Origin of the sequence: Collinsella aerofaciens (assembly GCF_040926265.1) — a bacterium.
Classification (GTDB): Bacteria; Actinomycetota; Coriobacteriia; order Coriobacteriales; family Coriobacteriaceae; genus Collinsella; species Collinsella aerofaciens_BB.
Map to the genome: position 1 here is coordinate 18477 of NZ_JBCOIL010000012.1, position 14831 is coordinate 33307.

General features: G+C 60.0%; 12 protein-coding genes. 10 read left to right on the forward strand and 2 right to left on the reverse strand.

The genetic code is table 11. The features are described from left to right. Positions 1–44: 44 nt before the first annotated feature. The 8 genes from AB5767_RS04960 to AB5767_RS04995 all read left to right on the forward strand — a co-directional run bounded on the left by AB5767_RS04960 (position 45) and on the right by AB5767_RS04995 (position 11643). Positions 45–245 (forward strand): hypothetical protein, encoded by a 201-nt coding sequence (locus AB5767_RS04960; RefSeq protein ID WP_006234772.1) that lies wholly within the window; start codon positions 45–47, stop codon positions 243–245. A gap of 144 nt (positions 246–389) precedes the next feature. Next, positions 390–1469, forward strand: coding sequence for a LacI family DNA-binding transcriptional regulator (locus tag AB5767_RS04965; protein WP_195543840.1), 1080 nt, complete (start codon positions 390–392; stop codon positions 1467–1469). Between the two features lie 460 nt (positions 1470–1929). After that, positions 1930–3357, forward strand: coding sequence for a glucuronate isomerase (gene uxaC / locus AB5767_RS04970; RefSeq protein ID WP_368132336.1), 1428 nt, complete (start codon positions 1930–1932; stop codon positions 3355–3357). Between the two features lie 50 nt (positions 3358–3407). Continuing rightward, positions 3408–4913 carry a glycoside-pentoside-hexuronide (GPH):cation symporter gene (locus tag AB5767_RS04975; protein WP_368132337.1) on the forward strand — a complete coding sequence of 502 codons (1506 nt, stop codon included), beginning with the start codon at positions 3408–3410 and terminating at the stop codon, positions 4911–4913. A gap of 78 nt (positions 4914–4991) precedes the next feature. Beyond that, positions 4992–6506, forward strand: a complete 1515-nt coding sequence (locus AB5767_RS04980; RefSeq protein ID WP_368132338.1) for a tagaturonate reductase — start codon at positions 4992–4994, stop codon at positions 6504–6506. A 78-nt stretch (positions 6507–6584) separates the two neighbouring features. Further along, positions 6585–8069 carry a UxaA family hydrolase gene (locus tag AB5767_RS04985; RefSeq protein WP_368132339.1) on the forward strand — a complete coding sequence of 495 codons (1485 nt, stop codon included), beginning with the start codon at positions 6585–6587 and terminating at the stop codon, positions 8067–8069. Positions 8070–8312: 243 nt separating this feature from the next. Continuing rightward, positions 8313–9494, forward strand: coding sequence for an FAD-dependent oxidoreductase (locus tag AB5767_RS04990; protein ID WP_368132839.1), 1182 nt, complete (start codon positions 8313–8315; stop codon positions 9492–9494). Positions 9495–9693: 199 nt separating this feature from the next. Then, the gene (locus AB5767_RS04995) at positions 9694–11643 is read left to right on the forward strand and encodes an FAD-dependent oxidoreductase (RefSeq protein ID WP_349099915.1); all 1950 of its coding nucleotides are present in this window, start codon (positions 9694–9696) and stop codon (positions 11641–11643) included. A gap of 99 nt (positions 11644–11742) precedes the next feature. Here the strand turns inward: AB5767_RS04995 and AB5767_RS05000 are convergent, their stop codons facing one another. After that, entirely contained in the window at positions 11743–12105 is a 363-nt protein-coding gene (locus AB5767_RS05000; RefSeq protein ID WP_349099914.1) for a FadR/GntR family transcriptional regulator, read from the reverse strand. Here AB5767_RS05000 and AB5767_RS05005 point away from each other — a divergent pair. Both AB5767_RS05005 and ilvD read left to right on the forward strand, forming a co-directional pair. Then, entirely contained in the window at positions 12104–12283 is a 180-nt protein-coding gene (locus AB5767_RS05005; RefSeq protein ID WP_205217223.1) for a GntT/GntP/DsdX family permease, read from the forward strand. The genes AB5767_RS05000 and AB5767_RS05005 overlap by 2 nt on opposite strands. A gap of 108 nt (positions 12284–12391) precedes the next feature. Further along, a complete protein-coding gene (ilvD, locus tag AB5767_RS05010) occupies positions 12392–14170 on the forward strand; it encodes a dihydroxy-acid dehydratase (protein WP_368132416.1) in 1779 nt (592 codons plus the stop codon). A gap of 180 nt (positions 14171–14350) precedes the next feature. Here the strand turns inward: ilvD and AB5767_RS05015 are convergent, their stop codons facing one another. After that, the gene (locus AB5767_RS05015) at positions 14351–14581 is read right to left on the reverse strand and encodes an arsenate reductase family protein (RefSeq protein ID WP_230320329.1); all 231 of its coding nucleotides are present in this window, start codon (positions 14579–14581) and stop codon (positions 14351–14353) included. Positions 14582–14831 lie beyond the last annotated feature (250 nt).

Sequence of the window (14831 nt, forward strand, 5' to 3'; positions counted from 1 at the left end):
AGAATGGGGTAAAGTAAGTGGTGGTTAACTAGAGGAGGCTTGCTATGGCACCTATCGATATTGTTGTACTGGCTGTTATCGGCGTTGCGTTTGTCGCCGTGTGCGTGCGCATCTACCGCAAGGGCACCTGCGCCGACTGCGCTCAGGGCGGCGTTTGCACCGGGCATTGCTCCAACAAAAAGACGTGCGCCGCACTTAAGGGCGTGGACAAAATCGCCGAAGACTTGGGTCGCGGTATCAAATAAGGTCCGGACATCCAAGCGCTCCGCGGGCATCCGTTCGCGGGGCGCTTTGTGCATTTGAGGGAGAGCACGGCGAGTCGAAGAGTATTTTTGGGGTATCGTTAACTGGACTATTAATTGGCAACTTATCTATAACGGAGTAACCGCATGAGCGCTCGCGTAACCATGAAGGACATAGCCGCCGAGCTTGGCGTTTCCATCAATACCGTGCACAAGGCTCTGACGGGAAAGGCCGGCGTGAGCGAATCCGTGCGCGCCAAGGTGAACGCTAAGGCCGAGGCCATGGGCTATCACCGCAACACAAGTGCCTCAAGCCTGCGCCGCAAGGATATCAATCTGGTGTTTTGCCTGCCCCGCGCATCGCGCGAGGGAGCGTACTTTTTCCGTTACCTGTGGGAAGGCTGCAATCGCTTTGAACAGGAGGTCATCGACCGGGGCATTACGGTTGAGCGCGTTGAATTTGGCGTGGGCGGCTACGCTGATGCACTCGAGCAAATCGACGAGCGTCTGCAGGTGGGCGAGAAGATTGATGGCTTGCTCGCCTATGCGCCGGGCGACGATCGTGCGACTGAGCTTTTGGGGCAGATCGCCGAGGCGGGCGTGACGATTGAGCTTGTCGACGGCGACCGTCCGCATTTGAATCGTTTGGGTGCGAGCTTGGCCGATTATTCGACGGCAGGCAGCCTTATGGCCGAGCAGGCGGCAAACCTGGTCCATGCTTCTGGGGCCGACGCCCGCGTGCTCCTTTTGACAGGCGACCCATATACCGATTCGCACTATCTAACCGCCCGCGCCTTCCACAATTACCTGCGCGAACGTGATATTCCATGGCAGGTTGAGGATCTTGCAGGTGCCCATGCGCAAGTCAAACAACTCGAGCATGAGCTCGAAAAGCGCTTGAGTGCGCCGGACGCCCCTGAACTTATCTGTAGCGTTTTTGCCGTTGGTTCCGAAGTGGTTGCCGACGCGCTCGTCTCGGCCGGCAAGGCCGGTCAGGTCATGGTGATCGGCAACGACCTGTTTCCCGAAAGCGCCCTGGCCTTGCGCCGCGGTATCTTTACCAATATTGTCTATAAGGACCCGACGAGCCTGGCGTATCGCGGCGCCAAGACACTGGGCGATTATTTGCTGTGGGGAAGGACCCCGACGGAGCCCGTCCAGAAGGGCGCCGTCGAGATGGTATTTGCCAGCAATGTCGACCGCTACTGCGAACTTGCGGGTATTTAGCCGATTGAGCAGGTACCCCCTCTTGCGACGTGCATTTTTGGGAGTATTCAGCATTGGCATGCCCTGAATGAGGTGCAGAACGACTGTTTTAAGTGCCCCCGATGGCGTAATTTGCCATCGGGGGCACTTTTTATGCCGATCGGGCGCTATCTGCGTTCCAAATAGGACGCTGAGGATGGCGCACGGCGCGCTCCAATGCTGAATACTCCCAAAAATGTACGTCGGGACATGACCCACCTGAGCAAAAGCGCTCAAGTTCGGTGTTCGGGGACGCCAAACAGTCCGCAATACATGCAAGTCACATCTCCAGCAACCGTTGAACGGGCAAAATCTACCGTTCACCCCGTGGTGGTTAGGTGAACGTTCACCTTTTGAGGTGCAATGGATTAGTATAGTGAACGTTCACCTAAAGGATAACGAGCGCGCCGTGCGCCCGCGTTGCCAGCAAAGGGGCTGTTTGATGAAAAACTTTATGGACGATCAGGATTTCCTGCTGAGCACTAAGACCGGCGAGGAGCTGTTCCACAACTTTGCCGAGGGCATGCCCATCGTCGACTATCACTGCCACATTTCTCCCAAGGAGATTTGGGAGGACAAGCGTTTCGAGAACATCACCGAGGTTTGGCTGGGCGGCGACCACTACAAGTGGCGCCTGATGCGTGCCAACGGCGTCGACGAGCGTTTTATCACTGGCGACGCCCCTGCTCGCGAGAAGTTCCAAAAGTGGGCCGAGACCCTGGGTCGCTGCGTTGGCAACCCCGTCTTTGAGTGGAGTCACCTGGAGCTTAAGCGCTACTTTGGCTACGAGGGCGTCCTCAACGGCAAGACCGCCCAGGAGGTCTGGGACCTTGCCAACGCCAAGCTCGCTGAGGCTAGCTTTACCTGCCGCAACCTGATCAAGCAGTCCAACGTTCGCATGATCTGCACTACCGACGACCCCGCCGACAGCTTTGAGTGGCACAAGAAGATTGCCGCCGATGACAGTTTTGACGTTCAGGTCGTTCCCGCCATGCGTCCCGACGCCGCTCTGCGCATCGAGCGCGGCCAGGAGTTTGCCGACTACTGCAAGCACCTTTCCGAGGTTGCCGGCGTTGAGGTCAGCGACTTTGAGGGCATGAAGTCTGCCATCTCCAAGCGCTACGACGTTGCTCACGAGCTGGGCTGCCGCGCCTCCGACCACGCACTCGATTACGTTATGTACGTCCCGGCTACCGACGATGAGATCGAGGCCATCTTTGCCAAGGGTCTGGCTGCCGAGCCGCTTACCGAGGAAGAGGTCCTCAAGTACAAGACCGCCTTTATGCAGTTTGTCGCCGGCGAGTATGTCCGCCTTGGCTGGGCCATGCAGCTGCACTTTGGCTGCAAGCGTGACAACAACCGCGCTATGTTCGCCAAGCTCGGTCCCGACACCGGCTACGATTGCATCTCCAACTACACGCCGTCCGACCAGCTCGCCGAATTCCTCAACTCCATCCAGGAGACCTGCGGCTTGCCCAAGACCATTCTGTACAGCCTGAACCCCATCGACAACACCATGATCGATACCGTGATGGGCTGTTTCCAGGAGGCTCCGACTGCCGGTAAGATCCAGAACGGTTCCGCCTGGTGGTTCAACGACAACGAGGTCGGTATGCGCGAGCAGCTCACGGCTCTGGCCAACGAGGGCGTCCTGGGCAACTTTGTCGGCATGCTCACCGACTCTCGCTCCTTCCTGTCCTATCCGCGCCACGAGTATTTCCGTCGCGTGCTGTGCAGCGTGATCGGCGAGTGGGTTGAGCAGGGCAAGTATCCGGCCGACATGGAGCTGCTGGGCACCATCGTGCGCGATATCAGCTACAACAATTCCGTTCGCTATTTTGGCTTCGATCTGGGCACCGTCGAGGCATAGATCTGTATGTGCTCCGATTGGTGAAATCGGTTGCAAAGGGGAGGGACCATATGGGAACAGGGCAACAGAAAAACGAGCAGATCGTGTCTGCTCAGGCGGATTCGAGATCTATGCAGAGCTCGCAGGATATCAAGCTGAGCTGGCGTGAGAAAATCTGCTATGGCTTTGGCGATTTGGGCAATGGATTCATGTTCGATCTTGGTCAAGCCTATCTGACCAAGTTCTACACTGACATCTGTCTGATTTCGCCGGGCGTAGTGAGCCTGATTTTCGCCGTCACCAAGATTTTCGATGCGTTCATGGACCCGATTGCCGGTGCATTCGTCGACGGTAGAAAGAAGATTGGCAAGCACGGTCGGTTTCGTCCGGTCATGATGGTTTCGGCCGTGATCCTTGCCGTTCTAACCGTGGTGACCTTCACTGCGCCCGATATTCCCATGGCAGGTAAAATTGCCTATGCGCTGATAACTTACATGATCTGGGGCGTCGTATACAGCTTCACCAACGTGCCGTACGGATCTCTGGCCACGGTAATGACGCGTGACGTCGATGACCGCGCGCACATGGCGTCAACGCGCCAGGCCGGTTCGCTTTGCGCACAGCTCATCACGGGCGTAGCGTTCATCCCATTGGTCCTGTTCTTTGCGGGTGGCGACACGCTCGACGGCAATCCGCACGGCTATACGATTGCAGCTGTCGTCATGGGACTGTGTGGCATCGCCGGATTCGCCATCTGCTTTTTGGGAACGCGCGAGCATATCCGTATCGATCGACAGGCCGAGGAGAAGGCTGCGGGAAAGGCCGGCAAGAAGTCGAGCGCATTCAGCACGTATTTCAAGGTCGTTTTCACCAACAAGAACCTGGGAGCAGTTATCCTGCTTACGCTGTTTACCATCTCGGCCATGAATACCAACAACACCATGATGGTGTATTTCTGCCAGTACAACCTGGGTAACATCGCGTTGCAGCCCATTGTCAACGGCATCATGATCGGAACGTCGGTTGTCGCCATTCTCGCCATCCCGACGCTCGTCAAGCATTTTGGCAAGAAGCGCACGTGCGTCGCCTGTTTTATCGTCGGCGCTGTGGCAAACGGCCTCAACTTCATCCTGCCGACCAATACCGTGACGTTCATCATCTTCGTCACCATCGGCTACGTCGCGCTTGCCATCCCCAACGGTATCACCTGGAACCTGGTTTCCGATGTTATCGATTACGGTGAATGGCACACGGGAATCCGCAAGGAGGGTACGACCTACGCCGCGTTCAACTTTTCTCGTAAGCTTGCGCAATCCCTTGCTGCGATCATTTCTGGCGGCATCCTTGCCCTTACCGGATATGTGGCAAATAAGCCCCAGACGGCCGCCACGCTGCTTGGCATCAAGGGCGCTCTGACGATTTATCCCGCTTGCGCCCTTCTGGTGGCAGCCTTGATCATCTTCGCTCTCTACGACATTACCGAGAAGAAGTTCAATTCCATTTCCAACGACCTGTCGAATGGTCGCTGGGAGCGCGGCAAGATCGGCGAGAGCACTATCGAGACGATCGATAAATAGCCCCGCTGCTTGAAAAATCATGAATGCAACCCGGTGCGGCGATGCCGTACCGGGACTTGAGTTGAGAGGAAAACCTCTATGAATAACATCAGCTACGAGACGCTCGAGAAGATCGGCTACGAGGGCTACGTGCTGCCCAAGGACGCCCCCGAGAAGGTCCTGCAGTTTGGCGAGGGCAATTTCCTGCGCGCCTTCGTCGATCGTTTCTTCGATATGGGCAACGAGGCCACCGGTTGGAACGGCAAGGTCGTCATGGTGCAGCCCATCAGCGGCGCCTTCGATTTCGCCGATGGTATCAATGCCCAGGATGGCCTGTACACCGTACTGGTGCGCGGCAAGGAGAACGGTGACACGGTTGACGATTCCCGCGTGATCAGCGCCTGCAGCCGTTGCCTCAATCCGTATCGCGAGGCTGACTACCGTGCCATGATGGAGGTCGCCGTTTCCGACGACCTGGAGATTATCGTCTCCAACACCACCGAGGCCGGTATCGCCTACGATCCGTCCTGCAAGGCCGACGACATGCCCCCCGCGAGCTTCCCTGCCAAGCTTGCCCAGGTGCTCCATGCCCGCTGGGCTGCCGGCAAGCCGGGCGTCATCGTGCTCGCCTGCGAGCTCATCGACCATAACGGCGAGGAGCTGCTGCGCATTATGAACCAGTACGTGAGCGACTGGGGCTGGGAGGACGAGTTTTCGCAGTGGATGGCCAACGACTGCACCGTCTGCACCACGCTCGTCGACACCATCGTTCCGGGTCGCATCCGCGATCCCAAGGAGGCCGCTGCCGTGGCCGAGCGCTTGGGCTATGAGGATCCGTTCTTGGCCGTGCGCGAGCCCTTCCAGATGTGGGGCATCCAGGGTGACGAGTCGCTCAAGGAGCGTCTGCCCTTCGTGAAGGCCGGTCTGCCGGGTGTCTTTGTGACCCCCGACGTCACCCCGTACAAGAAGCGCAAGGTCCGCATCCTCAACGGCGCCCACACCGCCTTTGTTCCGGGTTCCTGGGTTGCCGGCTTTGATATCGTGCGCGACTGCATGCACGACGAGACTGTTCGTGGCTTCATGAACACCATGCTCTACGACGAGGTCATTCCGACGCTTGCCGCCGACCTGGATGTCGAGGACTGCAAGGCCTTTGCTGCCGCTGTTGAGAACCGCTTCGACAACCCGTTTATCGACCACGCGCTGCTCTCCATCTGCCTCAACTCCACGGCTAAGTGGCGTGCCCGCGACCTGCCTACGCTCAAGGACTACGCTGCCGAGACCGGCAACCTGCCCAAGTGCCTGGCGACGAGCCTGGCCACGCTCATCTCCTTCTACACGCAGGAGCTCGTGTCCCGCGAGGGCGACGGCCTGCACCTGCGTCGCTCCGACGGCACCGAGTACACCGCTCAGGACGACGCCTTTGTGCTCGACTTCTACGCTGCTCACGCCGGCGCCGACGACGCCGAGCTGGTGCACGATGTGCTCTCCAACGAGCAAATGTGGGGCGAGGATCTTACGCAGATCGCCGGCCTGGAGGAGTTTGTCGTCAACGCTCTCGCCGTCGTGCGCTCCGAGGGCGTCAAGCAGGCGTTCGCGAACGCTCAGGCCTAAATCCTTCTGTACGCCCGCCGGGTAACTGGCGGGCGTCACTCGACTTCTGCTCAACCTGTAGGGTTAGGACTCTTTGTAATGAACACTATCCAGATCAATCCGGCCGACAACGTCATCGTTGCGCTGTCGCCGCTCGCCAAGGGTGCTGCCGTCGAGGTTCCCGGCGTGGGCGAGGTCGTTGCCGCGGAGGATATCCCGCAGGGCCACAAGATGGCCGTGCGCGCCATTGCAGCCGGTGAGGATGTCGTCAAGTACGGTCTTCCCATCGGTCACGTGACGAAGGACATTCAGCCCGGCCAGTGGCTGCACACGCACAACGTGAAGACCAACCTCTCGGGTGAGGTCGAGTACACCTACAATCCGACACATTCGGTCGTTGAGCCGGTCGAGGCCGAGACCTTTATGGGCTTCCGCCGTGCCGACGGTCGTGCCGCCACGCGCAATGAGCTTTGGATCATTCCCACCGTCGGTTGCGTCAACGAAGTCGCTCGTGCCATGTGCGAGCAGGCTCAGGACCTGGTCGAGGGCTCGTTGGAGGGCGTCTATTACTTCCCGCATCCGTTCGGTTGCTCACAGACCGGCGCCGACCATGCCCAGACCCGTCGTCTGCTGGTGGCGCTGTCGCGTCACGCAAACGCCGCGGGCGTGCTGTTCTTGTCGCTCGGTTGCGAGAACTGCACGCATCAGCAGGTGCTCGACGAGCTCGGTGACTTCGATCACGAGCGCGTTCGTTTTCTCACCTGCCAGGATGTAGCCGACGAGCAGATCGAGGGCCACAAGATTCTGTCCGAGCTGGCTGACTTGGCCAAGCAGGCCAAGCGTGAGCCCATTCCGGCCTCCGAGCTGGTTATTGGTCTTAAGTGCGGCGGCTCTGACGGTCTTTCGGGCATTACCGCCAACCCCACGATCGGTCGCGTGAGCGATATGGTCGTCGCCCGTGGCGGCACGTCGGTGCTTACCGAGGTGCCCGAGATGTTTGGCGCGGAGAGCATCCTGCTCGATCGCTGCGAGAACGAGCAGGTCTTTGACGCCGCCTCTGACATGCTTAACGGTTTTAAGGATTACTTTATTAGCCATGGCGAGGTGGTCTACGAGAACCCGAGTCCCGGTAACAAGGACGGTGGCATCACCACGCTTGAGGACAAGAGTTGCGGCTGCGTGCAAAAGGGTGGCTCTGCACCCATCGTCGACGTGCTGCCGTATGCCGGTCAGGTCACCAAGCATGGCCTGAACATGCTGTGCGGCCCGGGCAACGACATGGTATCCACCACGGCGTTGACGGCTGCTGGCTGCCACGTGATTCTGTTCTCGACTGGACGCGGCACGCCGTTTGGTGCACCGGCGCCCACCCTCAAGGTGTTCACCAATCAGCGTCTGTGCGACCACAAGGCCAACTGGATGGACTTTAACGCCGGCGTGGTGGCTACGGGCGAGTGCACGCTCGATGAGGCCGCCGGAGACCTATATCAGCTGGTACTGGATACAGCGAGCGGTAAGCTAACGAGTGCCGAGCGCCGCGGTTGCCACGAGATCAGTATCTGGAAAGACGGCGTCTGCCTGTAGAGAGATTCGCCATTCGTAGGGGTGGCGAATCTTTTGATCTCGATGACGGGGCTGCACAGTGGCTCCGTGCGAGGGAAGGGTTGCTACTGCGCGTTTGTGAGATGCTTTTCGGTGCCCTTTTCCGCACTGTTGACGTATCTATGGTTATAAATTCGGGCAAATTGGTTTAAGAAGCCGATTTCGTCCAGGTCGATAGAGGGGAATTGCGTGGCTATCCACATCGTTGAGTAAGCAAATCGCTGTCTGGGCTGCAAAAAGGCGTTCTGTCAAATAAAGGGCTGTCCGGTGCAGACGCCCATTCCGCAGGTTATCGACCTCTTTAAGCAGCGCCGTCTGCAAGAGGCGGGCGAGCTGCTGTTCCAGAACAATCCCATGAGCGCGGTCTGCTCCATGGTGTGCAACCATTCGGGCCAGTGCGAGGGTGCTTGCATCCAGGGCCGCAAGGGCACACCCGTGCATTTCTCGAGCATCGAGAACTATATCTCGACAGCGTATTTGGATCGTAAGGAGTGGACGCCCGCACCGTCGTGCGGTAAACAGATTGCCGTGGTCGGTTCCGGTCCCGCTGGTATTACCGTGGCCATTAAGATGGCCCAGCTGGGCTGTGCCGTCACGGTATTTGAGCAGCGCCCCGAGATTGGCGGTGTGCTGGAGTACGGTATCCCCGAGTTCCGTCTGCCGCGCTCGCTCGTGCAAAAGTACCGCCACGTGATGTGCTCGCTCGGCGTGCGCGTGCGTCCGTCGACCACCATCGGCGGCGCGCTGCATATCGACGACCTGCTGCGCGACGGCTACGATGCGGTCTTTGTTGGTACCGGTACCTGGCGAGCTCGCAAGTTGGGTATTCCCGGCGAGTCGCGCGGCAACGTGCTGTTTGGTATCGATTATCTGGTCGATCCCACGAGCGTGGCAATCGGGCAGAACGTGGCGGTTATCGGTGCCGGCAATGTGGCCATGGATGTTGCCCGCACGGCCCTGCGCTCGGGTGCTCGCAAGGTCACCGTGTGTGCCCGCTCGCGCCATATCTCGGCCATCGACGACGAGGTCGAGCTGACCGAGCTCGATGGTGCCGAGATTGTGTGCGGCAAGGCGATCTGTGCCATCGACGATAACGGTCCGGTCTTCGAGACGGCTATCTTTGACGAGGACAACAATGTGGTGGGCTACGAGGAAGAGCTCGACCACGTGTCCGCCGACACGGTTGTGATTGCGGCGTCTCAGGTGCCCAAGGACAAGCTCGTGCTTACAACGGGCGGTCTGGAGACCGACCATCGCGGCCTGCTTTCGGTCGACGAGCATGGCATGACCACCGTGCCTGGCGTCTTTGCCGCCGGCGACGTGGTCAACGGCCCGCTCACCGTGGTCCACGCCGTAGCTGGTGCCAAACTCGCCGTCGAAGGCATGACATCCTACCTGGGCCTCTAACCCATCCCACCCATCAGTTGCGGTGAAATACGGACTGTTTTGGCTGTCAAAGGCCTCATCTACTCCGTATTCCACCGCAACTTTTTGTGAGGGTCGGGATTGAAGGTGGGGAGTGCGAGCGAGTGCGAATGCGGCGGATACTGATACGATAGGTACGTTAGCAACTGCCGCCGAGCGGCTCAAACGAAAGGAAGCCTGTATGGAGTCCTCCGCCTATCCGATGCTCTTTAGCCCGATCAAGGTCGGTACGACCGAGGTTAAGAACCGCGTCTTTATGCCGCCGGTATCTACCAACCTGGCCGATCACGGATATGTGACCGACGACTTGGTCGATCATTACCGTGCCCGTGCCAAGGGCGGCGTGGGCCTCATCATCACCGAGGTCGTGACGGTCGAGCCCACCTATACCTATCTGCCGGGTGACATGTGCTGCTACGACGACACGTTTATCCCTGGCTGGGAAAAGCTCGCCGCGGCCGTCCACGAGTATGGCTGCAAGATCATGCCGCAGCTCTTCCACCCCGCCTACATGGCCTTTAACATTCCGGGCACGCCGCGCTTGATCGCTCCGTCCTTTGTGGGCCCGTCCTATGCCCGCGAGGCACCGCGCCCCATCACGGTCGACGAGATTCACGAGCTCACGCATCAGTTTGGCGACGCTGCCGTGCGTATGCAGAAGGCTGGCGTCGACGGCGTCGAGGTCCATGCGGCGCACGCCCATGGTATGCTCGGCGGCTTTTTGACTCCGCTCTACAACAAGCGTACCGATGAGTACGGTGGCTCGCTCGACGCCCGCATGCGCTTCCTGCTCGAGGTCATCGCCGAGATTCGCGAGCGCTGCGGCAAGGACTTTATCATTGACGTCCGCATCTCGGGCGATGAGTACACCGATGGCGGCCTGACCCTCAACGACATGATCTACGTCTCGCGTCGCCTGGAGAAGGCCGGCGTCGACATGATTCATGTGTCGGGCGGTACCACCATCAAGCGCGGCTCCGCGATTCCCGCCGCCGGCACGCAGCAGGCCTCGCACGCCGCTTGCTCGCGCGAGATCAAAAAGCACGTCAACATTCCCGTCGCCACGGTCGGCCGCATTAACGAGGCATGGATTGCCGAGGAACTGATCGAGGACGGTGCCGCCGACATCTGCATGATGGGCCGCGCCAATCTGTGCGATGCCGAGTTCTGCAACAAGGCCGCTGCCGGCAACGCCGACGACATCCGCCCCTGCATTGGCTGCCTGCGCTGCCTGAACGGCATTATGTTTGGCAAGCGCATCTCCTGCACCGTCAACCCCGATGTTGAGCGCGACGAGGCCGGTTACGAGCCTGCCGCCGAGGCCAAGAACGTACTGGTTGTGGGTGCTGGTCCTGCGGGCATGGAGGCAGCCTACATTGCCGCCAAGCGCGGCCACAACGTGGTGCTCGTGGATAAGCAGGATGAGCCGGGCGGCGAGATGCGTATCGCGGCCGTTCCGCCGGCAAAGCAGGAACTCACCCGCGTGATCAAGTATCAGTACCGTCGCCTGGCCGAGGCCGGCGTGAAGTGCGTATTTGGCACCGAGCTTACTGCCGAGGACATTCAGCGTGACTACGCGGGTTACGAGGTTGTCCTGGCTTATGGCGCCGAGCCCATCGCCCCGGCCTTCATGCAGGGCTTTAAGCAGGTTATGACGGCCGACGACCTGCTGGGCGGCAAGGCTTTCCCGGGCAAGAAGATCGTTATTGTGGGCGGCGGCACCGTCGGCTGCGAGACGGCCGATTACCTGGCCCCGCTGGTCAACGACCTCTCGCCGGCCAATCGCGATGTCACCGTCATCGAGATGACCAAGACGCTCGCCGCCAACGAGGGCGGCGCCGGTCGCGCGGTGCTCATCACGCGCATGCTCTCAAAGGGCGTCCACGTGCTGACCGAGGCCAAGGTGACCGAGATTACCGAGGATGCCATCAGCTACGAGAAGGACGGAGAGGTCCACACCATCGCCGATGCCGATACGCTGGTGCTTGCCATGGGCTATCGTCCCAATACCAAGCTGGCCGACGACCTGGTTGCAGCTGGCATTGCTGTCCACGTGCTGGGCGATGCCCAGAAGTGTGGCAACATCCGCGATGCCATCGGCGATGGCTATAAGGTTGCCTGCGAGCTCTAGTCAACCCCTTTGCACCAATCGATTGCAAAAAGCGGCGGCTGCCCTGTGTGTTGGGCAGCCGCCGCCTGCGTTTTGCCAAAGAAAGATTATTGTCGGGCCCTAAATGCCTTTTGCTTCTGCTCCCTCCGCAATCATGTTGCGGTTATACACCAGGTGCAGATACATCGCGTCGTGCGCGGCGGTGGGATTGCGCGAGGCGATGGCGTCGGCCACATCGCGGTGCATGCGGATAGTTTCCTCGACGAGCTTTTTGCCGGTCACGTCGATAAAGAGGGGGACGGATGCCTTGAACACGCCCATCAGGCGGGGAACGACGAGGTTTCCGGAGCTCTCGGCAATGGCATTGTGGAACGCGGTGTCGGCGGCGGAGTAATCCTCACCGGCCTCGGCCAGGCGCTCGGATTCGTCGCAGAGCTCTTTGATACAGACGACCTGGTCGTTGGTTGCGTGCTCGGCCGCCATGCGTGCTATCTGCGGCGGTGCCACGGCCCTCTCGCACGTCAACGATGCCGGTTTTTGGATGTGCTCCTCGTTCCTGGAGATTGACGAGAAGACAACCCTCAAGTCCTGGACCGTTATGGAGACGCTCATCGGCCTTTCGGGTCTTGCCTGCGCCCTGGTGATTTCGTTCTTCGCCTAGTTCGCGTAGCTAAGCATCTTCCGCCGAGTGCATCGCTCGGTACCCATTTACACCTGATTCATTAACCAACGATTGGTACAACCGTTCAAACCAAAAGAGGAGAACATCATGGACGAGAAGACCAAAGCACAGATTCAGCAGGAGGCCGCCGACCTGGTTGCCAAACTGCAGCCGCGTTCCGGCAAGTTTCGCACCATCAGCCCCGAGATGGACCCGCTGCGTCTGGGCTCCGGCTGGACGATCGAGGATCTGGACAAGCCACAGGTCATTATCGAGTCGACGTTTGGCGACTCGCACCCGGGTTCTGCTGGCCTGTTTGAGCTGGTCGAGGAGGTTCGTGCTGGCGTTGCCGAGGCTGGCGGTCACGGTGCCCGTTACTTCTGCACCGATATCTGCGATGGCGAGGCACAGGGCCACGACGGCATCAACTACTCGCTGCCCAGCCGCGACATGATCGCCAACATGATCGAGATCCATGCCAAGGCCACCCCGTTCGACGCCGGTGTCTTTGTCGCCAGCTGCGATAAGGGCCTGCCTGCGAACCTCATGGACATGGGCCGCATCAACATCCCCTCCATCGTCGTTACCGGCGGTGTCATGGATGCCGGTCCCGATTTGTTGACCCTGGAACAGCTCGGCGCGATTTCTGCCCGCTACGAGCGCGGCGAGATCTCCCGCGAGGAGCTTGAGTTTGCCAAGCACAACGCATGCCCCAGCTGCGGTGCCTGCTCGTTTATGGGCACCGCGTCGACCATGCAGGTTACCGCCGAGGCCCTGGGCCTTATGCTCCCCGGCACGGCCCTGCTGCCCGCAACCAGCTCCGATCTGCGTGAGTTTGCGCGCGAGGCCGGCCGTCAGTCCGTGTGGCTCTCCGAACACAACCTGTGCCCGCGCGACATCGTGACCAAGGAGTCCTTCGAGAACCTCATTATGGTCCACGGTGCCATTTCGGGCTCCACCAACTCGCTGCTGCATATCCCCGCGATTGCCCGCGAGTTTGGCATCGAGATGTCCGCCGACGACTTCGATCGCCTGCACCGTGGCGCCCACTACCTGCTCAACGTTCGCCCCGCAGGTGAGTGGCCGGCGCAGTTCTTCTACTATGCGGGTGGCGTGCCGCGCATCATGGAGGAGATCAAGTCGATGCTTCACCTCGACGTTATGACCGTCACCGGCAAGACCCTCGGCGAAAACCTCGAGGACCTTAAGAACAACGGCTACTACGAGAAGTGCGGCCGCTACTTGGAGAAGTGGAACCTCAAGCGCGAAGACATTATTCGCCCGTTTGACCAGGCTTTTGGTACCGACGGCTCTATCGCCATCCTCCACGGCAACCTTGCCCCCGAGGGTGCCGTCGTCAAACACACGGTTATTCCGCGCGAGATGTTCCGGGCCACGCTTAAGGCTCGCCCGTTCGATTGTGAGGAGGACGCTATCCACGCCGTCCTGACGCACGAGATCAAGCCCGGCGATGCCGTCATCATTCGTTATGAGGGCCCCAAGGGCTCCGGCATGCCCGAGATGTTCTACACCACCGAGGCTATCGCCAGCGACCCCGAGCTGGGCGCAAGCATTGCCCTGATCACTGACGGCCGCTTCTCCGGCGCCTCCAAGGGCCCGGCTATCGGTCATGTTTCGCCCGAGGCTGCCGTGGGCGGCCCGATTGCCCTGATCGAGGAAGGCGACCTGATCCGAATCAACATCCCCGAGCGCTCGCTGTCCATCGTGGGCATCGCCGGCAAGGAGATGGAGCCGGCCGAGGTCGACGCCGTCCTGGCCGAGCGCCGAGCCGCTTGGAAGCCCAAGGCTAATCGTTACACCTCCGGCACGCTCAAGTTCTTTACCGAGCATGCAGTTTCCGCCATTCAGGGTGGCTACATGGAGTAGCGCACGTACGCATCGAATTTCTCCTCTCATAGATGTGCGGCACAAAGAGCCCCGAGTTCATATGCCACGTCACCGGGGCGCGTTGTTCAGCGCCGCCGGGGCGCTCCACTCAAACGACAAGAGACGTCTTACGCAAGCGCCCGCGTCCGTGGATAAAACCACGGGCGTGGGCGCTTCACTTTATTCCCAGCCCTTCCACACGTCAGGCTCGTAGCCAACGGTTGCCTGGCGGCCGTTGCGAACGATGGGCTCACGAAGAATCTGCTGGTTATCGAGCACCTTTTCGAACTTCTGGTCGGCAGCAAGATACTGTACGAGCGCAACCGTGTCGGCATCTTTCGCCTTTGGATCGATCACAGCGTCGATCCCGCCGACGGCGCGCGCCACGCTTTCGAGCTCGCCTTCGCTCAATTCTCGTCCGTCCATGATACGACAAGGGAGCCGAGCAAAAACAGAGCAGGCGGAGATGGAGGAGGACGGCGACCGACCGTCGGCAAGAGTCGGCCGGATCGGACTGGCGCCCAGCGCGCGCCGGCGACACGCTCGCAGCTGCACACATAGCCGATGTACAAGCTCGCCGCGGCGTTCCCTCGCCCCGCGGTGTGGCGATAGAGAAGCACGCCACCCGTCAACGATGGCGCCTCGGTGAAGAAAATCAACG

Bases quoted from the DNA above. Each gene is read 5' to 3' on its own strand.
- AB5767_RS04960 (WP_006234772.1), top strand. From the start codon at position 45: ATGGCACCTATCGATATTGTTGTACTGGCTGTTATCGGCGTTGCGTTT.
- AB5767_RS04965 (WP_195543840.1), top strand. From the start codon at position 390: ATGAGCGCTCGCGTAACCATGAAGGACATAGCCGCCGAGCTTGGCGTT.
- uxaC (WP_368132336.1), top strand. From the start codon at position 1,930: ATGAAAAACTTTATGGACGATCAGGATTTCCTGCTGAGCACTAAGACC.
- AB5767_RS04975 (WP_368132337.1), top strand. From the start codon at position 3,408: ATGGGAACAGGGCAACAGAAAAACGAGCAGATCGTGTCTGCTCAGGCG.
- AB5767_RS04980 (WP_368132338.1), top strand. From the start codon at position 4,992: ATGAATAACATCAGCTACGAGACGCTCGAGAAGATCGGCTACGAGGGC.
- AB5767_RS04985 (WP_368132339.1), top strand. From the start codon at position 6,585: ATGAACACTATCCAGATCAATCCGGCCGACAACGTCATCGTTGCGCTG.
- AB5767_RS04995 (WP_349099915.1), top strand. From the start codon at position 9,694: ATGGAGTCCTCCGCCTATCCGATGCTCTTTAGCCCGATCAAGGTCGGT.
- AB5767_RS05005 (WP_205217223.1), top strand. From the start codon at position 12,104: ATGCGTGCTATCTGCGGCGGTGCCACGGCCCTCTCGCACGTCAACGAT.
- AB5767_RS05000 (WP_349099914.1), bottom strand. From the start codon at position 12,105: ATGGCGGCCGAGCACGCAACCAACGACCAGGTCGTCTGTATCAAAGAG.
- ilvD (WP_368132416.1), top strand. From the start codon at position 12,392: ATGGACGAGAAGACCAAAGCACAGATTCAGCAGGAGGCCGCCGACCTG.